The sequence below is a fragment of the Alsobacter sp. SYSU BS001988 genome (assembly GCF_054796215.1).
This window is the reverse complement of the sequence record NZ_JBTAMK010000007.1, coordinates 91198-116664: the sequence shown is the minus strand read 5'-3', so window position 1 is coordinate 116664 and position 25467 is coordinate 91198. Positions and strand designations below refer to the sequence as shown.

The window sequence follows — 25467 nt, the reverse complement described above, 5'->3', positions numbered from 1 at the left end:
GCTCCCCTGAGGCGGGGCAAAACCCCTCGCGGGCCGGATCAGCCCGGGTCGGGGCCGGCGCGGCGGCGCAGCCGGCCGACGACGCCGGTGGGGAAGAAGTAGACGCTCAGGACGAAGAGCACGCCGAGCCACAGAAGCCAGCGGTCCGGGTCCAGCAGCCTCGGCAGGAGGGGAACGCCCTCGGTCGCGGCCGCCGCCAGGCCCATCAGCTTCTGCAGGTAGTTCTGGGCCACCACGAAGAGCGTCGCCCCGATCACCGCCCCATAGAGCGTGCCCATGCCGCCGATCACGACCATGAGCAGGATGTCGACCATGATGGTGAAGGACAAGGTCGTGTCCGGCCCGGTGTAGCGCAGCCACAGCGCGTTGAGCGCGCCGGCCATCACGGCCATGCCGGCGGCGAGGCAGTTCGCCGCCGTCCGGTAATACACGGTGCGATAGCCCAGCGCCTCGGCCCGGAATTCGTTCTCCCGGATGGCCTGGAGCACGCGCCCGAAGGGAGAGTTCACGATCCGCAGCATCGCCAGGAACAGCGCCAGGGCGCTGAGGAAGACGATGTAGTAGGCGACGATCCTGCCGTTCACCTCGACCCCGAGCACCGGCGCGTCGAGCAGCTTCGTCGCGGGCCGCAGCAGCTCCGGAACCCGGAAGGAGCGGCCGTCCTCGCCGCCGGTGAGGCCCGAGAGCTGGGAGGCCAGGACGGCGAAGGCCGACGCGACCGCGAGCGTGATCATGGCGTAGAAGATCGCCCGCACGCGCAGCGAGAACAGGCCGATGCCGAGCGCCAGCGCGACGCCCAGCAGCAAAGCGAGGCCAAGGCCGCCGAAAACGGACGTCCACGCGGCGCCCCAGGCGTAGAGGGCCAGCCCCACCCCGTAGCCGCCGATGCCGAAGAACATCGTGTGCGCGAAGGAGACCACGCCCGTGTAGCCGATCAGCAGGTCGTAGCTGGCGACCAGCAGGATGAAGACGCAGACCTTCGCGGCGGTGTTGATGGGCTGGGCGCCGCCGAACCAGAAGGGCGCGCCCGCAAGCCCGATCAGGATGGCGAGCAGGAGGGCGGCCAGCGCCCGGCTGCGCGGCAGGTCGCCCGAGAGAAGCGCCTTCAGCATCGGCTCACCGCTTGGCCACCGGGTAGAGCCCATTGGGCCGCCACATCAGCACCGCCGCCATCAGGGCGATGTTGGAGACGAGGGCGAATTTGGGGGCGAGATAGCCGGTGTAATTGGCCATGAGCGCCACCATGAGCGAGCCGATGAAGCAGCCGCCGACCGAGCCCAGGCCGCCCACGATGATGACGATGAAGACCAGGACCATGACCTCGCCGCCGATGTCGGCGGTCAGCGTCTCGCGGTAGAGCGCCCACAGCGCTCCGCCGAGGCCGGCCAGGGCCGAACCCGCCATGAAGACGCCGACGAAGAGCCGGCGGACCCGGTAGCCGAGCGCCTCCACCATCTCGCGGTTTTCGACGCCGGCCCGGATCAGCAGGCCGATGCGGGTCCGGTTCAGGACGAGCTGCATGGCGATGAACACGACCAGGCCGACGCCCACGGCGAGCAGCCTGAACTTCTCGATCGCGACGTCGCCCGCCATCACGGCCCCGCGCAGGCCCGCCGGGAGCGGCATCGCCTTCTGGTCGGCCCCCCACAGGACCCGGATCATCTGCTCGGCCACCACGAGCCCACCCATGGTGATCAGGATCTGCTTCAGGTGATGGCCATAGACCGGCCGGACGATGACGCGCTCGAAAGCGAGCCCGAGCGCGCCCGTCACCGCCATGGCGGCCAGCGCGGCGGCCAGAAGGGCGGCCAGGTTCAGGGCCAGCGTATCGGCGCCGAGCCAGGCCGAGACGGGGCCGAGCACCGAATAAGCCGCATAGGCCCCGACTGCGATGAAGGCGCCGTGGCCGAAATTCAGCACGTCCATGAGGCCGAAGATCAGCGTCAGCCCGCTGGCCACGACGAAGATCATCATCCCCATCGCGAGACCGGCCACCGTGAGGGTGATCCAGGCGCTTGGGCTGCCCACCAGCGGCAGGGCGATCAGCGCGAGCGCCGGGAGGAGCGCCAGGGGCCACAGGTCGGCGCGGGGGCGGGCGACGTCGGTCACGCGTGAGCTCCCAGCGATAGGCCCAGCAGCCGAGACTGCAGGTCCGCATCGGCCGCCAGGTCCCGCATGCTTCCCCGATGGGCGATGCGTCCGTCGTCCATGACGGCGACGGCGTCCGCCAGCGCCTGCGCGAAGCGCAGGTTCTGCTCGACGAGCAGGATGGTCACGCCGGATCGCTTCAGCTCGCGGAAGGCGCGGATCATGTTCTCCACGATCGCGGGAGCGATGCCCTTGGTGGGCTCGTCGATCAGGATGAGGCGGCGCGGCTCGACGACGGCGCGGGCGATCGAGAGCATCTGCTTCTGCCCGCCGGAGAGCACCCCCGCGGGATGGTTCCAGAACGTCTTCAAGGCCGGGAAGAAGCCGAAGATCCAGTCGAGCCGCGCCGCCGGGGGCGGGCCCTCGCGCGCCGCCAGGATCATGTTCTCGCGCACGGTGAGGTCGGCGAAGACGCCCATGCTTTCCGGCACATAGGCCACGCCCATGCGGGCGATCTCGGGGGTGGCGAGGCCCCCGACGGGCCGGCCGTCGAAGCGGATCTCGCCGCGGCTCGGGGCCCACAGCCCCATGATGGTGCGCAGCGTCGTGGTCTTGCCCGCGCCGTTGCGGCCGAGGAGCGCCGTCGTCTGGCCGGGCGCGACGGCGAAATCGACGCCCTGCAGGATGTGGTACTGGCCGATATGGGTGTGGACGCCGGCGAGAGTGAGGATCGGTTCAGCCATGGTCGGGCTCGCTCCCGGCGCTGACGCCCAGATAGGCCTCCTGCACGATCGGAGAGGCGATGACGGCGGCCGGTTCTCCATCCGCGACCAGCTGGCCATTGTGCAGGACGACGATGCGGTCCGCGAGGCTGCGGATCACGTCCATCTTGTGCTCGACCAGCAGGATGGTCCTGTCGCCCTGGTCCTTGAGGCGCTGGATGAGGTCGAGCACGACCGGGACCTCGTCGACCGACATGCCGGCGGTCGGTTCGTCGAACATCAGGACCCGGGGCTCCAGGGCCATCATGACGGCGACCTCCAGCTTGCGCTGGTCTCCATGCGGCAGCGCGGCGGCGGGGACGCGCCGCTCGTCCGACAGGGCGACCTGCTCGAGGATCCTGTCGGCCTGCTCGATCCAGTCCGTCCGGTCGCTCCACCGGCGCCAGATCGTGGAGCCGCCTCCGGCGCGGGCCTGGACGGCGAGGCGGACATTCTCGCGCACGGAAAGGTTGGGGAACAGGTTCGTGAGCTGGAAGGCCCGGCCCATCCCGCGCCTCGTTCGCGCCGCCGGCCCCAGGCCGGTGACGTCGACGCCCTCCAGCAGCACGCGTCCGCCGGTCGCCCGCAGCTGGCCGGAGATGAGGTTGAACCATGTCGTCTTGCCCGCCCCGTTAGGGCCCACGATGGCGGTCAGCGTGCCGCGCTCGAAGCGGCAGGAGACGCGGTCGACCGCCACATGCCCGCCGAAACGGATCGTGAGGTCGCGCGTCTCCAGGACGGGGCAGGGCGGTGCAGTCGCGGTCACCGCTTGTTGCGCATGGGCAGGGGCATGTCCTTGGCCGGGATGGTGGCGACCAGCTCCAGCAGATCGGTGTCCGTCGCGCCCTTCTTGATGCGCCAGTGATACATGTCCTGCAGGGCCTGGTGATCCTCCTTCCGGAAGGTCATGGTTCCCTTGGGCGTGTCGAAGCTCATGCCCTCCATGGCGGCGATCAGCTTTTCGGCGTCGGTCGAACCGGACTTCTGCAGGGCGGCCACCACGGCCGAGGCGGCCGAAAACCCGCCGGCGACGAAAAAGTCCGGCGGGGCGTTGAAGCGCTTCTGATATTCCGCCTTCAGCCAGTCGTTCTGCGGATTCTGCGGGAAGCCGTAATAGTAGTAGATGCCGCCTTCCGCGCCCGCGAAACTCTTCCAGCCGGCCATGACCGGAAGGAGGTTGCCGCCCGGCGCCAGGACGATGTCGAAGCGCTCGGGCTTCATGTCGACGAATTTGGCGATCGGATGCGCGCCGGCCCAGATGAAGGCGATCAGGCGCTTGCCGGGCTTGTCCTTCAGGCCGTTGAACAGCCGCTCGGCGAAGGGCGTGAAGTCGGCGGTGTTGCCGGCGGCGTATTCCTCGGCCACGACCTTGGCCTTGGGCCGCACGCCCGCGAGCGCCTCCTTGAAGGCCGCCACGCCGTCGCGCCCGAAGGCGGTGTCGAGCGCCATCATGCCGATGGAGACGTCGCCGTCCGGAACGGCCGCGGCGGCCGCGAGGGCGTCCTGATAGGAGCTGCGGCCGGTGCGGAAGACGTAGCGGTTCCACTTCTCCCCGGTGATCGAATCGGCCACGGCCGGCTCCACGATCAGGACCTTCTTCATTTCCTCGGCGACGGGCAGCATGGCCAGCGCCACGGGCGAGCCGCTCGTGCCCACGGCGATGTCGGCCTTGTCGTCGGCGTAGCACTCCTCGAGCAGCGCCTTGCCGCGGTCAGGCTTGAGCTGGTCGTCCTTGACGATCACCTGCAGCTTGTCGGCCCCCACCTGCATCGCGCCCTTGGTGAGATATTCGAGGCCCAGCATGAAGCCGTTCTCGGTCTGCTTGGCGTAGGCCTCGAGCGGGCCCGTCTTGCCGGCGAGAAGGCAGATCTTGACGTCCTTGGCGGAAGCGGGGGCGGCCAGCGAGGCGGCGCCCGCCAACGCGATTCCGGCGGCCCAGCCGATCGTCCATGCCCTCATCGCGGTGCTCCCTGGCGCATTTCTCGATATTGGCCTGTTTCGCGGCCTGTTCGGGCATCATGCCCGGAATTCAGCGGAGATCGAGGGGAAAATGCAGCGCTTGCGCCTGGGCGGAAGTGTAGCGATCCGTGCAGCTTTCGGCGCTCGCCGGCTTGAAACGGCAGAGCGGATGGACTATTGACCAGCACCGAAGGGCGCGTGGGCCGCAGAACCACGTTGCGCGTGGCGCGCCCGCGAAGATCCTAGACCCATTCAGGTCGTTCCGCGCGACCGATCGAAGCGAGACTGGACCGATGAAGATCCGCAACTCTCTCAAGTCGCTGCGCGAGCGTCACCGCGACAACCAGATCGTGCGCCGCAAGGGCCGCGTCTACATCATCAACAAGACCCAGAAGCGCTACAAGGCCCGCCAGGGCTGAGGCGTTCGGCCGTCCTCGCCCACGGGCGGGGAGACGGCCGCTCTGAGGTGAGGCGATGCCGGACAGGGCGCGGTCAGCGCCCTGTTTTCGTGCGTCGTGCGACAGCATGGGCTTTGACAGCGCCGCGACCCGCCCTATCATCCAGGGCATGCGCCAGATCCGGACCCTGTTTCTGACCGCCTTGGCCCTGGGCTCCGTGCAACTGGGCTCCGTGGCCCTGGGCTCTCTGGCCGTCGCTTCGCCGGCGGTCTCCCGGCCGCTCGAGCCGCTGATCCAGCCCGCCGCAGGCCCGGCCCCCGGCGCCCGCAAGCCGGACGCGGCGCCTCCGCCGCGCGCGGCGACGCTGGACGACCTCTACGCACGGCTCTCCAAGTCGACCGACGAGAGCGAGGCCAAGGGCATCGTGGCGTCGATCCAGCGCCGATGGATGCGCTCGGGCAGCGACACCGCCGACCTCCTGTTCGTGCGCGCCATGGAGGCCGCCGGTCAGGACCAGCCTCTGGCGATCGAGCTCCTGGACCGCGCCATCGCGCTGCAGCCCGACTGGGCGGAGGCCTGGAACAAGCGCGCCACGATCTTCTTCATGATGGGCGACGTGACCCGGTCCATGGCCGACCTGCGGGAGGTGCTGGCGCGCGAGCCCCGTCACTTCGGCGCGCTCTCGGGCCTGGGCATCATCCTGCAGCAGAACGGCGACCGGAAGGCCGCCTATGCGGTGTTCCAGAAGGCCCTCGCCATCAATCCCTTCCTGGCGGACGTGAAGAAGGCCGTCCAGAGCCTCGCGGCGGAGGTCGGCGGCTCCGATCTCTGAAAGCGCGCTCTGCGACATAGCGAGGCGCATGGGACCCATGACGTCGCGCCATGCGTCTTCAGGCGAGATCGCCGCCCTTTCCGCCCCACCGAGACATCCCCTGCATGAAACGCACCGCCATCGCGCTGGGCCTCGCGGCCGGCGCCGCCGCCGCCTCCGCCCTGGCGTCGTCCCTGCTCGCCGAAGCCCAGTCCCGGGCGCATCCGCCCAAAGGGCGCCTCGTGCCAGTCGAGGGCGGGACCGTGCATCTGGTCGACCGCGGCCCGGACGGCGGCGCGCCCGGCGCCGCGATCCTGCTGCTGCATGGCGCGTCCGCGAACTCCGGCGACATGATGATGGCGATCGGGGACCAGCTCGCCCGGCGGCGGCGCGTGATCGCGGTGGATCGGCCGGGCCATGGCTGGACCGACAGGATCGGGGAGCGCTCGGCCTCCTCGCCGGCCGCGCAGGCCAGGACGATCCGGGCGGCCCTGTCGGCCGTCGGCGTCGACAAGGCCGTGGTCGTGGGCCATTCGTGGTCCGGCTCGCTCGCGACGGCGCTGGCGCTCGACCACCCGGACATGGTCAGCGGCCTGGTGCTGCTGGCCGGAGCGACGCATCCCTGGATGGGCGGGGTCGCCTGGTACAACCGGGCGGCCTCCGACAGGCGCTTCGCGACCCTGTTCAACTATACGGTCGCGACGCCGGTGACCGCCCTGGCGCTGGACGCCGGCGTGCGCGCCGTGTTCGCCCCGAACGAGCCGCCGCCCGGCTACGCCGATCGCACCGCCGTTCGCCTGCTGCTGCGGCCGGCCGAGTTCCAGGCCAATGCGGAAGACCTGATCGACCTCAACGACCATCTGAAGGTCCAGTCCCGCCGTTACGCCGAGATCAGGGTTCCCACCAGCATCCTGCATGGCGAGGCCGACAAGATCGTCTCGCCGGTGATCCACTCGGTCGCGATCCACCGGCAGATCGCCGGGTCGCGTCTGACGCTGCTGCCGGGGATCGGCCACATGCCGCACCACGCGGCGAACGAGGTCGTGCTGGCGGAGATCGAGCGGGTCGCCGGCCAGGCCAGCCTCGCCGCGGCCGCCGAGTAGAAGGGTGGCCCCTCAGGGGGCCCGGGTGGTCGGGGCCCGGCTGGGGTCGGTGAGCTGCACGGTCCAGCTCTTCTGCTCGCCGGTGTCGATCTCGAAGAAGCCGACGCGGTCGAACCCGCGCGCCAGGCAATCCTCCGCCCCGCGCACCGTGAACTCCTTGTCGCGGGTGCACATGAAGGTCTTGCCGCCCCACTCCCCGCCGCGGTCGTAGTCCTGCGCGTAGATGTAGTAGAAGCGCGCCGCGAGGCCGCCCTTCAGCATGGTCTCGCACTCGTTGGGCTTCAGGTTCCACCACCCTTCGGAGAGCCAGCCCTGCGGATCGCGGTAGCCCAGCGCCACCCCGATGCGGCTTTGCGTGAGGTTGCACAGGCGCAGGTCCGCATGCGCCGGCGCCGCGCCGGCGAGGCTGGCGGCTGTCGCCAGGAGGGCGGGCAGGACGGAAAGGCGGAACAGCAGCATCGTGCGCGTGGCGTCCATGGAACGGAGGCGGCCATCCAGGCCCCGATTCGGCTTTCGATTTGGCGAGCCGGGCGGGTCCCTGTCAACCGACGAGGATGACCCGGATGTCGTTGACGTTGGTCCGGGTCGGGCCGGGGACCAGCAGGTCGCCCAGGCGCTCGAAGAAGGCGGTCGAATCGTTGTCGTCCAGGGACGCCCCAGGGTCCAGCCCGGCCGACCGGGCCCGGGCCAGGGTGGTTTCGTCGATCACCGCTCCGGCGGGATCGTCGGGCTTGCCGGCGCCGCCGTCGGTGCCGTCCGTGTCGCCGGCCAGCGCCGCCACGCCCGGCTCGCCCTTCAGCGCGACGGCGAGCGCGAGCGCGTATTCCTGGTTGGGGCCGCCGCGGCCCGTCCCGCGGATGGTCACGGTGAGTTCGCCGCCCGAGATCAGCGCAGCCTTGCGTCCCTCCCGCCGGAGGCGCAGCGCCTCGGCGGCGTGCGCGAAGGCGACCTCGCGCGCCTCTCCCTCCAGGTCCGCGCCGAGCGACAGCGGCTCGTAACCGGCCGCCCGCGCCGTCTCGGCGGCCGCCTCGACGGACTGGGCCGGCCTGGCGACGATGCGGAACTCGGCGTTGCGGAACACGGGATCGCCGGGCTTCGGGGTCTCGTTGGCGTCGTCGTCGAGGAGCGCCCGCGCGGCGGGCGGCAGGTCAAGCCGGTACTTGGCCGCGACCGCGCGCGCCTGCGCCATCGTGGTGGGGTCCGGCACGGTGGGGCCCGACGCGATGGTCGACGGGTCGTCGTGCGGCACGTCCGAGATCGCCAGCGTCAGCAGCCGGGCGGGGGCGGCGAGACGCGCGAGGCGTCCGCCCTTGATCAGGGAGAGCCGCTTGCGCAGCGTGTTGATCTCGCCGATCGACGCGCCCGAGCGCAGCAGCGCGCGCGTGACGGCCTGCTTCTCGGCCAGCGTGAGCCCTCCGGCGGGGGCGATCCAGTTGGCCGAGCCGCCGCCCGAGATGAGGACCAGGACAAGGTCGTCGGGGCCGGCGGCCTGCGCCAGCGCCAGGGTGCGGCGGGTCGCGTCGACGCCGCTCTGGTCGGGCACGGGATGGCCCGCCTCCACCACCTCCACCACCCGGGTGGGTTCGCCATAGCCGATGCGGGTCACGGCGAGGCCCGCCAGCCGGTCGGGCGAAATCCCGCAGCGGTCGAGATAGAAGGCCTCGGCGGCGGCCGTCATGCTGGCGGCGGCCTTGCCGGCGGCCAGCACGAGGATGCGCCCGCGCTCGGGGGCGGGGGGCAAATGCGGCGGCAGGCAGGCGCTGGGATGAGCGGCCTTCACGGCCGCGTCGAACGCGGCGCGCAACACGGCGCGCCTGGCCTTGCAATCGCTCATGGTCGCCCTCCATCGGTGCGAAGCGCCGGCGCCGCGGCGGCGGGTCGCGGCTCGCGCGGCCTCGCGACCCAGATGCCGACCAGGATGAGCGCTCCGCCGAACGCCTGAACCAGCGTGACGGCTTCTCCCAGCGCGGCCCAGGCCACGAGCGCGGCGGCGACCGCTTCCAGGAAGATCACCAGCGACGAGAAGACGGCCGGCAGGCGCCCCAGCGCCACCGAAAGCAGCCCCTGGCCGCCCGCATGGCTGAGCCACGACATGGCGAACAGCGCCGCGACGCCGGCCGCCGTCACGGGCCACAGATGGTCGCCCGCCACCAGCGCCGCCGCCAGCAGGATCACCGCCGTGACGCAGGAGAGGGCGAAGGTCACGCGGGCCGCGCCGGCCTCCTTGCGGGCGGCCTGCACGGCGATGAAGTAGAGCCCGAAGAACACGGCGGTTGCGAGCCCGTAGAGGTCGCCGCGCAGCTTGGCCGGGTCGACCTGCAGGGAGTGTCCGATCAGGGCGACGCCCCCCAGCAGGCACAACCCGATGCCGGCGAGGATCTCCCGCCGGACGCGCTGCTTCAGCACCAGCCATGAGAACAGGACGACCCAGATCGGCGCCGTGGTGGCGAAGAACGTGGCGTTGGCGATGGTCGTTTTCAGGATCGACACGTGCCAGAACAGCAGGTCGCCGCCGAACAGGACGCCCGAGATCACGGCGGCGCGGGTGAAGGTCGGCCTGGCTCCCGCACCGGCGGCGCGCTCCTCCAGCCTCGCCCAGGCGTAGAGGACCGGCAGGGCCAGCGCGACGCGCCAGAAGGCGGAGGCGAAGGGGCCGACGCCCGCGTCCTGCGCCAGCCGCACGAAAATGGGCGAGATCCCCATCGCGAGCGCTCCGCCCACGAGCGCGGCCAACGGGCCCGCGCGTCCGGCCGCCTGCGGCGCGGCGGCCGGCGCGAGCGGGTCAGGCGAGGGGCGGGCGAGGTCTGGCGTCGTCATCGGGCATGGGTGCGCGGCGGGGGGTACACTCCTATGGCAGTTCGCCCGGCGCGTCACTATGGTTGCGGCGACCGGGATTCCAGCATGCCGAACGCCTCGCACCAGCCCACGCCTCACCGCCCCGTCGTCATGCCGGGAGACCCGGCGAGCGGCGTCGTGCTGCTCTGCGACCACGCGTCGAACGCGATCCCGGCTGAATACGCCGGCCTCGGCCTGCCTGCCGGTCAATTGGAGCGCCATATCGCGTATGACATCGGCATCGCGGCCACGACCCGCCGCATGGCGGAGATCCTGGGTTGCCCGGCGGTGTTCAGCACCTTCTCGCGGCTGCTGATCGATCCGAACCGGGGCGAGGACGATCCGACGCTGGTGATGCGGCTCTCCGACGGCGCCGTCGTGCCCGGCAACGCCAGGGCGGACCGGGCCGAGGTGGAGCGGCGCCTGGCGCGCTTCTACCGGCCCTACGACCGGGCCGTGGAGGCGGCCATCGCGGCGTCGCTGGAGGCCGGGCCGCCGCCGATGATCGTCAGCATGCATTCCTTTACGCCGGCCTGGAAGGGCGCGCCGCGGCCCTGGCACGTCACCGTGCTGTGGGACGCCGACCCGCGGCTGCCCCTGCCGCTGATCGAGGCTCTGCAGGCCGAGGGCGATCTCGTGGTGGGCGACAACGAGCCCTATGACGGCGCGCTGGCGGGCGACACCGTGAACCGGCACGCCACCGCGCGCGGGCTCTCCAACGCGCTCATCGAGGTGAGGCAGGACCTGATCGGGACCGAGGCCGGCGCGCTGGCCTGGGGCGAGAGGCTCGCCCGCATCATCGGAGAGCTGGCGGCGGACCCGGCGCAGCACCGCATCGAACTCCATCCCACCCGCACGGCGAGCCGCCAGAGGGCGGCCTTCAGGGGCGATCCGGGCCCGAGCATCTGACGCCTCATCCCCGGCATCCACAGGCCCAAACGGCCTTTTTCGGGGCGGCCTTGACCACGGCGGCCAGTTGGCCGAAACCGACGCGCCTCGTCCTTCGGCCCGGCTCCATGAGTCGAGCCGGGGGCGAGCTTTGCTTTTCACGCATCTCGTGAGCCGGCGCGACGCCGTCCGGCCCTGCGATGCTCACACGGCGACGACCTGGACGGGGCCCGGACATCATGGACAATTCGATTGCGGCCGATCAGCTGAAGGCCATCATCGAGCGCATCGAGCGGCTCGAGGAGGAGAAGAAGGCCCTCAGCGAGGACATCAAGGACGTCTACGGCGAAGCCAAGGGCAACGGCTTCGACACCAAGATCATCCGCAAGATCGTCGCCATCCGCAAGCAGGACCACGCCGAGCGCAAGGAGCAGGAGGCCATCATGGAGCTCTATCTCGAAGCGCTCGGGATGGCGTGAGGCCGGTCGGCCCCGTCACCGGGCGGGCGTGAAGCGAGCGGACCCCAGCGGCTTCACGGCCGGCCCGGAGAAGTGATCGGTCGCCAGCTCGTTCGGTCCGTGGCTGAAATTCATCGCCACGGTCGCGACCGGGTTTGCCGCCGCGTGCGAGATCTCGCGCTGCGCGGGCCGCGACTTGGCGGTGCTCACGGACGGCGCCTTCTGGGCCGCGCCGGGCCGCGCCGCGCCGGCGACGCTCGCTCCGGCGAACAGCGACTTCAATCCATCGCGGTCCAGCGCCTCTTCGTCGGGTGGCTCCTGCGACGAATGGGCCGACGCGTCCCTGGCGGTCTCCTTCGCGCCGGCGGGCTCCTGGTGCGGGCGCCGCGCGGGCTCCGCCGACCGCGGCGCGGCCTCGGGAGCGGCCAGAGCCGGCGTCCCGGCGGGCAGCGAAGCCGGGATCATGGGAACCAGCGAGGCCAGCGCGACGGGCCGGCTCGGCGGGAGCGGAACATTGGCGGTCAGCAGCGCGGCCGGCGTCGCGGAGGCGAGGGCGCCGCCGAGGTCCGCGGGCCGCGCGAGCGGCAGCGGCACGGCGGCGTAGCGCGGCGCGGCTTCCGCTGCGCCGACAGGAGAGGGCTGGCCGGGCGCCCCGGCGGGACCCGCCTGCCAGACCATCTGGGGCTGAGGCTGTGACGGCGCGGCCTGGACCTGGCTCGCGGCCGGCAGCAGCGCGGCCGGGCGGATCAGCGGCTGCGGGACGTCGACCAGCTTCGGCGCGACAGGGGCCGGCGCGGGCGAAGGGGTCGGCTCGATAACGGCCGCGCCCGCCGGACCCAGCGAGCCCACGACGATCGGGCGCTCCTGGACGCCTTGCGCCTCGTCCTCGGCCTGCGGGGCCGGAGCCGGGGCCGGGCGCGGCGCGATCGGCGCGCGGACCGGTTGGGCCGGAGCGGCCGACGCGAACATGGCGCGCGTCGAATAGGCGCCCACGAAGCGGTCGTCCACGGTGGCGGAGGGCGCGTAGGCCTGCGCCTGGGGCGTGGGCCGCGACGCGACGCGGCCGCGGCCGCGCGGAGCCTGGGCGAGGTCCTCGTCCTCGTCCTCGCCTCCGCCGATCCCGAAGAGCGCCGCGAAGAAGCTCTTGCCGCGGCGGCTTGCGACGACCGGCGCGGGGCCTTCCTCGTTCTCGCCGCCCGCATAGGCGAACACCGTGCCGCCATTGGCGACGACCTCGGCGGCGGCCTCCTCGTAGCGCGGCATCGGCTTGCCGTCCGTCGGCATGTGCACGGTCTTGCCGTCCGGGAACAGGCGGGTGAGCTGGTCGCGGGTGAGGCGCGGCCAGTGGCGGACGCTGCCGGCGTCGAGATGGACGAAGGGATTGTAGGCGGTCGGATAATAGCCGACGCCGCCGCGCTGCAGCCGCAGCGCGATCTCGCGCACCTTCGCCATCGAGGCGTCCGGCAGGTAGAAATCCATCGCCTTGCCCAGCATGTGCTGGGAGTGCTTGGCGACCGCGCGCGAGCGGCGGCGCAGCATGGCGTTCGTCTCGGGCGCCCGATAGGCCGAGACGATGTTGATGGGCTCCTGCGAACCCGTCTCCCGATAGACCTCCCAGGCGATGTCGAACAGCCGCGGGTCCATGCTGGTGGGCTCGTCGCGGCGCCAGTCGCGCAGGATCCAGTTCAGCTTCTCCAGGCCGTCGCGGTCATAGACGCCGTTGCGCTTGAACGTGATCGTGGCGCTTTCCTTGGAGTGGGTGTGGTAGATGCTGATCGCCCGGGTGTCCCCGTTGGCGACCGCGTCGCCCAGGTTTCCGGTCTCTCCAAGCATGAGCGATAGCGCGGCCAGGCCAGGCGTCGCCGACTTGAGGCAACGCGCCAACACGGCCACGGTCCGGAACGCCAACGTGGACCGCAAGGCTCAACCCATCTGTTCAGCGGACCGGAGGTCGAACCCTCGCGCGCCCCGATTTATGATGAATCGAAACTTGCCCAAAAGGATTAACGGCACGTTAGCGCCCCCCGTCCGGAAGCCGCCGCGGCCGAGATCGGCCGCAGGGCTGCGCCGAGCGCCCGGCGTCCCCTCCGGGCAGCCGAGCTCAAGGCCGGGCGCGGCGCGATATCACCACGGCAGGCGTCAATGGTAAAGTCGGGAGGAATCGCGCCGCCCCAGGCGGCCGATCCTGCGCGGACAGCGGCGCGAAGGCCGCGGTTCAGGGCTCCGCCATGATGGAGATGGGCCGCAAGGCGGGCGGACTGGCCAGATGGGCGAAACGACGCCCGTCGGGGCCGACGCCGAGCGCGGTCTTGATGCGGCCGTCATAGCCGTAGAGGTCCTCGCGGCGCTGCAGCCGGCCGTTCTCGTCCACAGAAATCGTGAAATAGGTGAGGTGGATCGGCAGCGGCTGGCGGAACTTGATCGTCCGCTCTCCCTTGCCGATCAGGCCCCGGAGCCGCTTTTCGTCATAGCCCTGGTCGCCCAGCACGAAATCGGCGAGCCGGAACGGGTTCTCGACCCGGACGCAGCCATGGCTGAAGGCGCGCCTCTCGTTGCCGAACAGGCTCCTGGACGGCGTGTCGTGGAGATAGACGGCGTGCTGGTTGGGGAACATGAACTTGATGAAGCCGAGCGCGTTGCGCTCGCCCGGCGGCTGGCGGACGCTGACCGAATTGCCGCGCCGGATCACCTCGTAGCCGAGCCGCGCCGCGTAGTTCGGATCTTCGGCGAGCTTGGGCAGGAACTCGTTCTTCAGGATCGAGGGCGGCAGGTACCAGGACGGGTTGACGATGACGTGGTCCATCATGTGCGAGAAGACCGGCGTCGGCGACGTCGTCTTGCCCACGATGACGCGGGTGCGGTGCACGACGGCCCCGTTCTCGTAGAGCCGCAGCGCGAATTCGGGCAGGTTCACCTCGATCCGGCGGTCGCCGAGGTCGTGGGGCAGCCAGCGCCAGCGCTCCATGTTGGCGATGACGTCGCCGATGGCGAAGGATCCGACCGTGACGCGCGGACGGCCGGTCAGGATCTCGGAGGCGCGCTGGTCGAAGATGCCGGTCGCCCGCACGCGGTGGCTGCGCTGCAGGGCCTTGATGGCGGCGATCAGGTCGTCGTCATAGGCCTGGTCGGGCTTGGGATCGAGATTGAGCTTGGCCCGGATCAGGGGCACGCGCCGGTCCACGGAGCCATACCGCAGGGGCGGGCCCTCCAGGTCGTCCTCGCCCGGCCGCACCGCGCCCGTCGCCTCGCGCATCTCGTGCAGCTTGGCCTTGAGGGCCCAATAGCCGGCGTGAGGCGGCTGGTAGGCGGCGAGCGCCCGCCCGGCGTCGGCGGCTGAGAGCAGCGCGTTCAGCACGTCGGGCGCGGCGGGCAAGTCCAGATCGGGCGTCAGCAGGTTGGACAGGCGGCTTGGCTCGATCCGGGCGCCGCGGGCGTCCCGCGCATAGGCCACGGCGGCGGCCGATAGAGCGAGTTCGGCCTCCGCGACGTCGGCGGCGCCGGCTCCGGCCGCGAGGGTCGCCGCCGGATAGGCCGTCGGGTCCAGCGCGTCCTGCTCGGCGCTGGCGATCTGGGCCAGCGCGCCGCGAGCCGCCGGCGTGGCTTGCCCGCCCGGGTACCAGGCCGGCTCGTTCTGGCGCTCCGCATAGAAGGCAGTCAGGGCGTCGCGCTCCTTCCTGGCCAGGCGGGCGACCGGCCGGGAGCCCTTGCCCTCGGAGAAGGCCTTGAGGGCGTCGCGCAAGGCGTCCCGCACCGCGGCCGGATCGAGGGTGGGCGCGGCGGCCTGCTCGGCTCGCGCGGGGGCGGCGTTCGGGGGCGCGGACTTGGGGGTCTCCGCCGCCCGGACGGGAGGAGCGGGGGGCGCCGGGTCGGGCTCGATCACGACCGTCACGGCCGGCAGGTCCGGGGGCGGGATGTCGACCTTCGCTTCGGCGGACGGCGCGGCCTCGCTGGCGATCAGGGCTGTCGGAGCCTCCGGCAGCGGGACCACCACGTCGACCTGCGCCATCGGAGCGGCTGAGACGTCCGCGCCCTGGGGCGCAGGATCTTCGGCCCGGCCGGGGGAGGCCAGCGCAACGGCGAGCGTCAGCAGGGACGCCCCCATCATCGCCACACGCCAGGGCAGAGCCCGCATCACGCACTCCATCGATTCGCCGCCGGCCTATCCGACGTCAAGGTTTGTGTCGTCCTGGGCATCCGATAACAAGCGCCGGGCGGCCCCGAAAGGCCGTCCGGACGGTCCGCGCCGCGATTTGCCGGCGAGTGTGTCCGGCGCACCCTGCGGCGGTCAGGCCGCCGCCTCGTCCGCCTGCTCGCCGGACTCGTCCAGTCCGAGCTCCTTCAACTTCCGGTAGAGAGTCGAGCGCCCGATCCCCAGTTTCCTGGCCATCTCGGTCATGTGCGAACGGTAGTGGCCGAGCGCGAAGCGAATGGCCTCCTCCTCCAGCGCCGCCAGGGTCCGGACATCGCCGTTCTCGTCCAGAAGGGTCATGCGGCTCGGGTCGCGCAGCTCGATGGCGGGCGCCGGCGGCTCCTCGGCCGCCCGGGGCTGCGGCGGCGTCATCCCGTACACGGACGGCGCGAAGACGGGCGGCGCCGCCGGCGGGACGCGGATCTCGAATCCGTCCACCTGGGCGGCGATCTGCGGGAACTCGTCCACCGTCAGCTCGTCGCCGTCGCAGAGCACGACCGCCCGGAACACGGCGTTCTCCAGTTGCCTGACATTGCCCGGCCAAGGATAGCTCGAAAGCAGCGCGGAGGCTTCAGCCGTGATGCCGCGCAGGCGCTTGCCCTCCTCGGCGGCGAAGCGGGCCATGAAGCGTCGCGCCAGGTCCGGCACGTCCTCGCGGCGGCCGCGCAGGGGCGGGATCGTGATCGGGAAGACGTTGAGCCGGTAGAACAGGTCCTCGCGGAATCGGCCCTGCTTGACGGCCTCGATGAGGTTGGCGTTGGTGGCGGAGACCAGCCGGACGTCGACCTTCACGGTCTTGCGGCCGCCCACGGGGTCGACCTCCCCCTCCTGGATGGCGCGCAGCAGCTTCACCTGCGCGTCCAGCGGCAGGTCCCCGACCTCGTCGAGGAACAAGGTGCCGCCATTGGCCTCGACGAATTTGCCGACATGGCGCTCGGTCGCGCCCGTGAACGAGCCCTTCTCGTGGCCGAACAGGATCGACTCGACGAGATTGTCCGGTATGGCTCCGCAGTTCACCGTGACGAAGGGCTTGCCGCGGCGTTCGGACGAGCCCTGGATGGCGCGCGCCAGCAGCTCCTTGCCGACGCCCGACTCGCCCTCGAGCAGCACTGGAATGTTGGACTTGGCGGCGCGTTCGCCCAGCCGGATCACCCTGGCCATCTCGGGGCTGCGGGTGACGAGGTCCTTGAAGGTCAGGGCGCCCTGGGCGTGACGGTTGATCCGGCGGATCTCGTCCTCGAGCGCGCCGGTGCGCAGCGCGTTCTTGATCGACACCGCGAGCCGCTCGGCCCCGACGGGCTTGACCACGAAGTCGGAGGCGCCGGCCCGCATCGCCGAAATCACCGTCTCGATCGATCCGTGCGCGGTCTGGACGATGACCGGGACCGCCTTGCCGGCCTGCCTCAGCCGGGCCAGCACGCCCATGCCGTCCAGATCGGGCATCACGAGGTCGAGCACGACGATGTCGATCTGGTCGCCTTCGGGGCCGGTCAGGATCTCCAGCGCCTGCTCGCCGCGTTCGGCCACCCGGGTCGAGTAGCCGAGGCGGTTGATCATGCTGTCCAGCAGGCGACGCTGAATGGGATCGTCGTCAACGATCAGTGCCGTGGTCGTCATTCCGCGCCTTGCGTCTCTGTCCCGTTTCGACGCAAACGATGAGGCTTGCCGGTAAACGCCTCTTTAACGGCCCGCGAAGCGGCCGCCGGGCATTGATCGAAGCGCGGTAGCCTCGATATGTGATAGGCAGCCTGCGCCCCCGCCCAACGTCATCCGGTGAACCATGCCCGTCTTTCCGATCACGCCCCGTTCCGCGTCCGCCTCGAGGTCCTCCGGGGCCGCACTCGGCGGACTGCCCGAGTGGGACCTGTCGGATCTTTATCCCGGGATGGATTCGGCGGAGTTCGCCGGCGACCTCGGCAGGGCCGAGAGCGACTGCAAGGCCTTCGCCGACCAGTACCGGGGCAAGCTCGACGCGCTGATCTCGGGCGCCGAGCCGGAAACGGCGCTGCACAAGGCGATCCAGCGCTACGAGGGCATCGAGGACCGGCTCGGCCGCGTGATCTCCTATGCGGGGCTGGTCTATGCCGGCGACACCACCGACCCGAAGCGGGCGAAGTTCTACGGCGACGCTCAGGAGCGCCTGACCGCGGCCTCGTCGGACCTGCTGTTCTTCCAGCTCGAGCTGAACCGCCTGGACGATTCGCGTCTCGACGCGCTCGCCGCGAAGGCGCCGCTCAGCCATTACCGCCCCTGGCTCGAAGACATCCGCAAGGAGAAGCCCTACCAGCTCGACGACAAGCTGGAGCAGCTCTTCCATGAGAAGTCGGTCAGCGGTCGGGCCGCCTGGAACCGGCTGTTCGACGAGACCATCTCGGCGCTGAAATTCACCGTCGGGGGCGAGGAGCTGACCCTCGAGCCGACCTTGAACAAGCTGCAGGACGCCGACGGCGAGGTGCGCAAGGCCGCGGCCGACGCCCTCGCGGCGACGCTGACGTCGAACCTGCGCATCTTCACGCTCATCACCAACACTTTGGCCAAGGACAAGGAGATCGCTGACCGCTGGCGCGGCTTCGAGGACGTGGCCGACAGCCGCCATTTGTCGAACCGGGTGGAGCGCGAGGTCGTGGACGCGCTGGTGTCGGCCGTTCGGGCCGCCTATCCGAGGCTGTCTCACCGCTATTACCGGCTGAAGGCGAAGTGGTTCGGGGTCGAGGCGCTGAACTTCTGGGACCGCAACGCGCCCCTGCCCAAGGTCGAGCAGCGCACCATCGGGTGGCCCGAGGCGCGCGACACGGTGCTGGACGCCTACCGGGGGTTCTCGCCGGAGATGTCGGAGATCGCCCGGCGCTTCTTCGACGGCCGCTGGATCGACGCGCCGGTCCGGCCCGGCAAGGCGCCGGGCGCCTTCGCGCATCCGACCGTGCCGTCCGCCCACCCCTATGTGTTGCTCAACTACCAGGGCCGGCCGCGCGACGTGATGACGCTCGCGCATGAACTCGGGCATGGCGTGCACCAAGTCCTGGCGGGCCCGAACGGGGCGCTGATGGCCCCGACGCCGCTGACGCTGGCGGAGACCGCTTCGGTGTTCGGCGAGATGCTGACCTTCAGGGCGCTGCTCGCCAAGACCCAGGACCAGGCCGCCCGCAAGGCGATGCTGGCCTCCAAGGTCGAGGACATGATCAACACGGTCGTACGCCAGATCGCCTTCTACAGCTTCGAGCGCGACGTCCACACCACCCGCGCGGCGGGCGAACTGACGGCCGAGCAGCTGGGGGAGATGTGGCTGAAGGTGCAGGCGGAGAGCCTGGGGCCGGCGATCCGCCTGGGGCCGGGATACGAGACCTTCTGGGCCTATATACCGCACTTCATCCATTCGCCCTTCTACGTCTACGCCTATGCGTTCGGCGATTGCCTGGTGAACTCGCTCTACGGCGTCTACGAGAAGGCGGCGGACGGCTTCGCGGACCGCTATCTCGCCATGCTGGCGGCGGGCGGGACCAAGCACCACACGGAGCTCCTGGCCCCCTTCGGCCTGGACGCCCGAGACCCCGCTTTCTGGAGCATCGGGCTCAACCTCATCGAGCAGATGATCGTGGAGTTGGAGGGGATGGAGTAGGCCGGGGGGCGAGCCGCGACAACCTGACGGCCCCGCGCGGGCAAGCCGCAGCGCCGACGCTGTCGACATGGCGCGCGCAGCGCCCCATATCTCGCCCATGGCTGAACGAGATGACGAACGGAACCGGATGTCCGCCCGCGTGTCGCGCTATGCGCGGGTGGGGGCCAATGTGGGCGGAGCGGCGGCGCGCATCGCCGGGGCTCGCCTCTTCGGGCGCGAGACGGAGAGGTCCAACGCCGCCCTGCTGGGGCAGGCGCTGGGAGGGCTGAAGGGCCCGATCATGAAGGTCGCCCAGCTGATGGCGACCATCCCGGACGTGCTGCCGCCCGAATACGCCGAGGAGCTCTCCAAGCTGCAGAGCGAGGCGCCCCCGATGGGGCCGGCCTTCGTGAAGCGGCGCATGATGGCCGAGCTCAGCCCCGACTGGCAGAGCCGGTTCGGCTCCTTCGAGCTGCGCTCCTCTCATGCGGCCTCGCTCGGGCAGGTCCACAAGGCCACCGCCAAGGACGGCTCGCGGCTAGCGTGCAAGCTCCAGTATCCCGACATGCAGTCCGCCGTGGAGGCGGACCTGCAGCAGTTGGAGATCCTCTTCGCCGTGCATCGGCGCATGGATCCGGCCATCGACACGCGCGAGATCTCCAAGGAGATCGGCGCCCGCGTCAGGGAGGAGCTCGACTATCGCCGCGAGGCGAAGAACGCGGCGCTCTACGGGGTCATGCTGGCCGACGAGCCGCAGGTCCGGGTTCCCGCCTCGTGGCCGGAGCTTTCAACGGGCCGGCTCCTCACCCTCGACTGGCTCGATGGCGAGAAGATGCTGAGCTTCAAGCAGCACTCGCTCCCCGAGCGCAACCGCATCGCGACCGCGATGTTCAAGGCCTGGTGGACGCCCTTCAGCCGTTTCGGGGTGATTCACGGCGACCCCCATCTGGGGAACTACACGGTCTTCTCGGAGGGCGGCGAGCCGCAGGGCATCAACCTGCTCGACTACGGCTGCATCCGCATCTTCCCGCCCCGCTTCGTGGGCGGCGTGGTGGACCTTTACCGGGGACTGCAGGAGGGCGACGAGGCCCGCGTGGTGCACGCCTATGAGACCTGGGGCTTCAAGGGCCTGACGCGCGAGCTGGTCGAAATCCTGAACATCTGGGCGAGGTTCATCTACGGCCCGCTGCTGGACGACCGCGTGCGCACCATCGCCGACAAGGTGAGCCCCGCCGAATATGGCCGGCGCGAAGCCTTCACGGTGCATAAGGCCCTGAAGGAGAAGGGCCCCGTGCGGGTGCCGCAGGAGTTCGTCTTCATGGACCGCGCCGCCATCGGGCTCGGCGGCGTGTTCCTGCATCTGGGCGCGGAGCTGAACTTCCACGCGCTGTTCGACGAAGCCATCCGCGACTTCTCGCTTGCGGCCGTGGAGCGCCGGCAGGCGGAGGCGCTCGCCAAGGTCGGTCTGGAGCCGACCTGACGGGCGCGGGCGGCAGCGGGAGGCTCACTGCCTCGCCAGGTCGGCCAGCAGGCTCGCCGCGACGGTCAGCTTCGACAAGGTCAGCCCGGATCCGGCGATGGTTTCGACCGACTGGACGATCCTGTCGAGCGAGGGGCCGCGGCGGCGCGCCCATTCGTCGACCGCGGACGCGCCGTCCGGCGGCCCGATCGCGGCGACTTCGCTGGTGAGCGAGCGGTGCGCGCTCTCGATGGTGGCCAGGGCCCGGTCGAGCGCCAGCCGGTCGTAGTAGTCGCCGGCCGGGATGTCCTGCGCGGCCGCCATCAGGGCGCCGAGCCGGAACCGGCTCGCCACTGCGAAATGGATAGCGGCCACCTCGGCGACCGGCCGCCCGGACTTCTCCGCCACCACCACGATGTCGGGCGCGGCCTCGAGCGCAGGCAACGCGGCCAGCCGCTCGGCCAGGTCGGAGGGCGTTCCGCCGGCCGAGAGAGCCTCCGCGCGCCTGCGGATGGCCTCGTGGCCCGCCTGGTCCAGCGCCGAATCGCGCGCCGCGTCGATCGCGGCCACGCCCGAGCGGAAGCGGCCGATCACGGCGTCCAGGGTCTGGGACGTCCAGTCGACGTGACGGATGAACCAGACCATGCGCGACAGAAGGAGATCCTGCACGGAGCGGTAGAGCTGCAGCTGGAGCTCGCCCGAAATCCTTCCGTCGAGGGCGTCGATGGCGCCGTTCAGGGCGATGAGGTCGTAGCTGTCGCGCGTCGCCGCATAGGCGGCCGCGATCGTGGGGGCGTCGGCCCCGGTCTGATCGACGAGGCGCGTCACCACGGTCGGGCCGCCGCGGTTGACGATGGCGTTGGCGAGCTGGGTCGCGATGATCTCGCGGCGAAGCCGATGATGCTCCACCGCGTCCGGGAACCGGTCGACCAGCATGCGGGGGAAGTAGCGCACCAGCTCGGTGGCCAGATAGGGATCGTCCGGCACGCGGCTGTCCAGCAGCGCGTCATGCAGCGCGAGCTTGCTATAGGCGAGCAGCACGGCCAGCTCCGGCCGGGTGAGAGTCTCGCCGCGGCGGTCCCGCTCGGCCAGGATGGCCTCGTCGGGCAGAAGTTCGACCGCACGGTCGAGCCGGCCCGCCGCCTCCAGCATCTGCATGAGGCGCCGGGCGAAGCCGAAGTCCTCGCGGCCGCGGGCCTGCGAGAGCGAGATCGCCAGGGTCTGGAGATAGTTGTTGCGCAGCACGAGGCGGCCGACGTCGTCGGTCATCTCGGCCAGCAGCGCCGAGCGCGCTTCGGTGTCGAGCCGCCCGTCCTGCGCCGGGATGGCGAGCGCGATCTTGATGTTCACCTCCACGTCGGAGGTGTTGACGCCGGCCGAATTGTCGATCGCGTCGGTGTTGAGCCGGACGCCGCGCCTGGCCGCCTCGATGCGGCCGAGCTGGGTGACGCCCAAATTGGCGCCCTCGCCGATGACCTTGGCGGCGACCTCCGTCCCGGAGATCCGGATGGCGTCGTTGGCCCGGTCGCCGACCTGGTCGTCCGTCTCGTCCGTCGAGCGCACATAGGTTCCGATGCCGCCGAACCAGAGCAGGTCGACCTTCGCCTTCAGGATCGCCTTCATGACGTCCGCCGGAGTGGCCTCGGCCACGTCCAGGCCGATGGCGGCGCGGGCCTCGGGCGACAGCGGGATGGACTTCAGGGTGCGGGGAAAGACGCCGCCGCCCGGGGAGATCAGGGCCTTGTCATAATCCTGCCAGGACGAACGCGGCAGGTCGAAGAGGCGCTGCCGCTCGGCGAGCGAGGGCGCCGGATCCGGATCGGGATCGATGAAGATGTCGCGGTGGTCGAAGGCGGCCAGCAGCCGGATCTGCGGGGAGAGCAGCATGCCGTTGCCGAACACGTCTCCCGACATGTCGCCCACCCCGACGACCGTGAACGGCGTGGCCTGGATGTCGATGTCCATCTCGCGGAAGTGGCGTTTCACGGCCTCCCAGGCGCCGCGGGCCGTGATGCCCATCTTCTTGTGGTCGTAGCCGACCGAGCCGCCCGACGCGAAGGCGTCGCCGAGCCAGTGATGGTGCTCGATGGAGAGCGCATTGGCGATGTCGGAGAAGGTCGCCGTGCCCTTGTCGGCCGCCACCACCAGATAGGGGTCGTCCGGGTCGTGCCGGACGGTGTCGGCCGGCGGCGCGATGGCGTCGCCGACGATGTTGTCGGTGAGGTCCAGCAATGTCCCGACGAATTCGCGGTAGGCGGCGACGCCCTCCGCCATCCAGGCCTGCCGGTCGGAGGGCGGCGGCAGCCGCTTGGCGACGAAGCCGCCCTTGGCGCCCACCGGCACGATTACGGCGTTCTTGACCTGCTGCGCCTTGACGAGCCCCAGCACCTCGGTGCGGAAGTCCTGCCGGCGGTCCGACCAGCGCAGGCCGCCGCGCGCCACCTTGCCGAAGCGCAGATGCACGCCTTCGACGCGGGGCGAATGGACGTAGATCTCGTAGAGCGGGCGCGGCAACGGCAGTTCTTCGACCTTGCGGCTCTCGAACTTGAAGGCGATCGGGATGCGCGCCTTCCCGTCCGGGCCGAGCTGGAAGAAGCTGGTGCGGACCGAAGCCTCCACCAGATTGACGAAGTGGCGCAGGATCCTGTCCTCGTCGAGGCTGTCGATGGCCGACAGCCCCGCCTCGAGGCGGCCCCTGATCTCGGCCTCACGCCCGGCGCGGCCGGCGTCCGCCTCGGGGCGGGGGTCGAAGCGGGCGTAGATGAGCTCGACCAGCATCGCGGCGAGGCCGGCGTGCCGCGCCAGCGTGGTCCACATGTAGTCCTGGCTGAAGGGGACGCGCGCCTGCTGCAGGTAGCGCGACAGCGTGCGCAGGGCGGCCACGTCGCGCCAGCCGAGCCCGGCCTCCAGCACCAGGGCGTTGTAGCCGTCCGACTCGGCCAAACCCCGGAATAGCGCCATCAAGGCGGCTTCGAGCTTGGGCCGCAGGCCCTCCACGTCGATCTCGCCGCCCTGGAAGCGCTCCAGCGCCATGTCGTGCAGCCAGACCCGCGCGGTCTCGGGCGCGCCGTCGGGCAGCACCCGGTACGTCCTCTCGTTGAGGACCCGAAAGCCCATGTTCTCCAGCAGAGGCACGCGCTCCGATAAGGGCAGCGGCCGGCCATAGGCGAACACCTTGAGGTTCACCCGGGTGGCCTCGTCCGCGTCGCGGCGCTCGACCCGCACGGCGCGGGGCGACTCGTCCGACAGGCGCTCGATCACGGCGATGTCGGCCATCGCCTGCGCGGCGCCGAAGGCCTCGCGGTAGGCGGCCGAGAAGGCGTGGGCGAAGCGCCCCGCCAGCGCCCGGGCGCGGCTGCCCTCCAGGCTCTCTCCGAGGGCGTCGGTCAGCGCGTCGCCCCAGGTCCGCACGACGGCGTTGACGGCGTCCTCGAGGTCGGCGCGGTCCACGACGGGCGTCTTCCCTTCGTCGCGGCCGATGATGTAGTGCGTGCGCGCCAGCGGGCCTTCCGGATAGGCCGGGTAGGCGGCCGACAGGCGTCCCTTGTAGAGCTGCGCCAGCAGCTGCCCCACCCGCACGCGGACCTGCGTGTCGTAGCGGTCCTTCGGGATGAAGACGAGGATCGAGACGAAGCGGTCGAACCGGTCGAGGCGGGCCAGCACGCGCACGCGCGGGCGCTCATACAGGGTCAGGATGTCGGTGGCGAAGCGCAGCAGCTGGTCGACGCCGACCTGGAACAGCTCGTCGCGGGGATAGCTCTCCAGCACGTTCAAAAGGGCCCGGCCCGAATAGCTGGCGGGGTCGTAGCCGGCGCGGCGGATCACCTGGGCCACCTTGTGGCGCACATAGGGGATCGCGCCCGTGGTCTCCGTGTAGGCGGAGGAGGTGAACAGGCCGACGATGCGCAGCTCGCCCGACAGGAGCCCGTCCTGGGTGAAGAGTTTCACCCCCACATAGTCGAGATGCACGCGGCGGTGGACGCGCGACTTCACGCTCGCCTTGGTGACGATCAGCGGCACCGGCTCCTTCAGGAAGGCGCGGATCTCCGGCGTCATGGCCACGAGTTCGCGGCCGCGGCGCAGCACCTTCACGGCCGGGTCGGACAGGATGCCGAGCCCGCTGCCCTCGACCGGATCGGCCGCGACGTCGCCCTCCGGCATGCGGTACTCGCGGACGCCCAGCAGGGTGAAGTTGTCGGCCGCCAGCCAGTCCAGGAACGAGACCGCCTCGGCGATCTCGTCGCCCGGCAACGGCGGCGGATTGGTCTTGTAGGCGTGGATGACCTCGGCGATGCGGCCTCGCATGGGGGCCCAGTCGCGCACCGCGACGCGGACGTCCGAATAGACCTTGGCGAGCGCCTCGGCCAGGCGCTGCTTGGCCTCTTCGCCGTCCAGCCTGTCCAGATGGACCTGGATCAGGCTCTCGCGCCGCGTCCCGGTCTGGCCGCCCGCGAGGGCCTCGCCGGCGAAGCGGACGAGGCGGCCGTCCGAACCCCGCTCCACTGCCACGATCGGGTGGGCCACGAACCGGATCTCGAGTCCGCGCTCCGTCAGCTCCGCCAGCGTGGAGTCCAGCAGGAACGGCATGTTGTCGTTGACGACCTCCAGGATCGACAGGTCCCGCTCATGCCCGCCCACCACAGCCCGCCCATCGGTGATGCGGATGTCCTCGCGGCCCGACTGGCGCGGCGCGCTCAGATGTTCGAAGGCGCTCACCGCGAAACGAGCGAGATCCTCGGGCGAGTAGAGCGCCAGGTCCTCCGGCGACACCCGCGAATAGAGCGCTTCGACGAACGTCGCCGGCACGCCCCCGCTTCCGCTGGGTCCGGTCGGCGGAAGCGCGTCGACGATCGCGGATACGAGGCCTTGGCGAGCGTCGCGGTCGCGCTTCAGCATAGTGGCTTCCCCCTGGTTCCGGCGCAT

General features: G+C 70.8%; 19 protein-coding genes. 7 read left to right on the top strand and 12 right to left on the bottom strand.

Translation table 11 applies throughout. The annotated features are described in order from the left end of the window. Positions 1 to 38: 38 nt before the first annotated feature. Genes ACYVO7_RS14995 through ACYVO7_RS14975 form a run of 5 tightly spaced genes read right to left on the bottom strand, consistent with a single transcriptional unit; the run spans position 39 to position 4808 of the window. Entirely contained in the window at positions 39 to 1112 is a 1074-nt protein-coding gene (locus ACYVO7_RS14995) for a branched-chain amino acid ABC transporter permease (protein WP_460450613.1), read from the bottom strand. A gap of 4 nt (positions 1113 to 1116) precedes the next feature. Continuing rightward, positions 1117 to 2109: a branched-chain amino acid ABC transporter permease gene (locus ACYVO7_RS14990; protein ID WP_460450612.1), complete on the bottom strand. Its 993-nt coding sequence runs from the start codon at positions 2107 to 2109 to the stop codon at positions 1117 to 1119. Continuing rightward, on the bottom strand, positions 2106 to 2831 hold the full coding sequence (locus ACYVO7_RS14985) for an ABC transporter ATP-binding protein (protein ID WP_460450611.1): 726 nt from the start codon (positions 2829 to 2831) through the stop codon (positions 2106 to 2108). The genes ACYVO7_RS14990 and ACYVO7_RS14985 overlap by 4 nt, the downstream gene beginning before the upstream one ends. Further along, positions 2824 to 3615 carry an ABC transporter ATP-binding protein gene (locus tag ACYVO7_RS14980; RefSeq protein WP_460450610.1) on the bottom strand — a complete coding sequence of 264 codons (792 nt, stop codon included), beginning with the start codon at positions 3613 to 3615 and terminating at the stop codon, positions 2824 to 2826. Before ACYVO7_RS14980 ends, ACYVO7_RS14985 begins: the two co-directional genes overlap by 8 nt. Then, a complete protein-coding gene (locus ACYVO7_RS14975) occupies positions 3612 to 4808 on the bottom strand; it encodes a substrate-binding domain-containing protein (RefSeq protein WP_460450609.1) in 1197 nt (398 codons plus the stop codon). The genes ACYVO7_RS14980 and ACYVO7_RS14975 overlap by 4 nt, the downstream gene beginning before the upstream one ends. Before the next feature lie 293 nt (positions 4809 to 5101). Here ACYVO7_RS14975 and ykgO point away from each other — a divergent pair, with 293 nt between their 5' ends. The 3 genes from ykgO to ACYVO7_RS14960 all read left to right on the top strand — a co-directional run bounded on the left by ykgO (position 5102) and on the right by ACYVO7_RS14960 (position 7120). Beyond that, positions 5102 to 5227: a type B 50S ribosomal protein L36 gene (ykgO, locus tag ACYVO7_RS14970; protein ID WP_106334813.1), complete on the top strand. Its 126-nt coding sequence runs from the start codon at positions 5102 to 5104 to the stop codon at positions 5225 to 5227. A gap of 106 nt (positions 5228 to 5333) precedes the next feature. Further along, the gene (locus ACYVO7_RS14965; RefSeq protein WP_460450608.1) at positions 5334 to 6038 is read left to right on the top strand and encodes a tetratricopeptide repeat protein; all 705 of its coding nucleotides are present in this window, start codon (positions 5334 to 5336) and stop codon (positions 6036 to 6038) included. Positions 6039 to 6142: 104 nt separating this feature from the next. Further along, positions 6143 to 7120 carry an alpha/beta fold hydrolase gene (locus tag ACYVO7_RS14960; protein ID WP_460450607.1) on the top strand — a complete coding sequence of 326 codons (978 nt, stop codon included), beginning with the start codon at positions 6143 to 6145 and terminating at the stop codon, positions 7118 to 7120. Positions 7121 to 7132: 12 nt separating this feature from the next. Here ACYVO7_RS14960 and ACYVO7_RS14955 read toward each other — a convergent pair whose 3' ends face one another. From ACYVO7_RS14955 to ACYVO7_RS14945, 3 genes are all read right to left on the bottom strand, one after another. Next, positions 7133 to 7579: a DUF1036 domain-containing protein gene (locus tag ACYVO7_RS14955; protein ID WP_460450715.1), complete on the bottom strand. Its 447-nt coding sequence runs from the start codon at positions 7577 to 7579 to the stop codon at positions 7133 to 7135. Between the two features lie 82 nt (positions 7580 to 7661). Continuing rightward, a complete protein-coding gene (locus ACYVO7_RS14950; RefSeq protein WP_460450606.1) occupies positions 7662 to 8954 on the bottom strand; it encodes a glycerate kinase type-2 family protein in 1293 nt (430 codons plus the stop codon). After that, positions 8951 to 9937 carry a DMT family transporter gene (locus ACYVO7_RS14945; RefSeq protein ID WP_460450605.1) on the bottom strand — a complete coding sequence of 329 codons (987 nt, stop codon included), beginning with the start codon at positions 9935 to 9937 and terminating at the stop codon, positions 8951 to 8953. Before ACYVO7_RS14945 ends, ACYVO7_RS14950 begins: the two co-directional genes overlap by 4 nt. 84 nt (positions 9938 to 10021) lie before the next feature. Between ACYVO7_RS14945 and ACYVO7_RS14940 the strand changes: the two genes are divergently transcribed. Then, positions 10022 to 10864 (top strand): N-formylglutamate amidohydrolase, encoded by an 843-nt coding sequence (locus ACYVO7_RS14940; protein ID WP_460450604.1) that lies wholly within the window; start codon positions 10022 to 10024, stop codon positions 10862 to 10864. 218 nt (positions 10865 to 11082) lie between these two features. Further along, positions 11083 to 11322 carry a DUF2312 domain-containing protein gene (locus ACYVO7_RS14935; RefSeq protein ID WP_406854766.1) on the top strand — a complete coding sequence of 80 codons (240 nt, stop codon included), beginning with the start codon at positions 11083 to 11085 and terminating at the stop codon, positions 11320 to 11322. Between the two features lie 15 nt (positions 11323 to 11337). Here ACYVO7_RS14935 and ACYVO7_RS14930 read toward each other — a convergent pair whose 3' ends face one another. From ACYVO7_RS14930 to ACYVO7_RS14920, 3 genes are all read right to left on the bottom strand, one after another. Then, positions 11338 to 13134, bottom strand: a complete 1797-nt coding sequence (locus ACYVO7_RS14930; protein ID WP_460450603.1) for a DUF882 domain-containing protein — start codon at positions 13132 to 13134, stop codon at positions 11338 to 11340. 382 nt (positions 13135 to 13516) lie between these two features. Then, positions 13517 to 15433, bottom strand: coding sequence for a L,D-transpeptidase family protein (locus tag ACYVO7_RS14925; protein ID WP_460450602.1), 1917 nt, complete (start codon positions 15431 to 15433; stop codon positions 13517 to 13519). A gap of 153 nt (positions 15434 to 15586) precedes the next feature. Next, positions 15587 to 17107, bottom strand: a complete 1521-nt coding sequence (locus tag ACYVO7_RS14920; protein ID WP_460450601.1) for a sigma-54-dependent transcriptional regulator — start codon at positions 17105 to 17107, stop codon at positions 15587 to 15589. Positions 17108 to 17270: 163 nt separating this feature from the next. Between ACYVO7_RS14920 and ACYVO7_RS14915 the strand changes: the two genes are divergently transcribed. Together ACYVO7_RS14915 and ACYVO7_RS14910 are read left to right on the top strand one after the other, a co-directional pair. Then, positions 17271 to 19106 carry a M3 family oligoendopeptidase gene (locus ACYVO7_RS14915; RefSeq protein WP_460450600.1) on the top strand — a complete coding sequence of 612 codons (1836 nt, stop codon included), beginning with the start codon at positions 17271 to 17273 and terminating at the stop codon, positions 19104 to 19106. A 97-nt stretch (positions 19107 to 19203) separates the two neighbouring features. After that, complete coding sequence (locus ACYVO7_RS14910) at positions 19204 to 20565, top strand: ABC1 kinase family protein (protein ID WP_460450599.1); 1362 nt, start codon at positions 19204 to 19206, stop codon at positions 20563 to 20565. 24 nt (positions 20566 to 20589) lie between these two features. On the opposite strand, the gene ACYVO7_RS14905 is transcribed toward ACYVO7_RS14910, so the two are convergent. Further along, a complete protein-coding gene (locus ACYVO7_RS14905; protein WP_460450598.1) occupies positions 20590 to 25467 on the bottom strand; it encodes an NAD-glutamate dehydrogenase in 4878 nt (1625 codons plus the stop codon).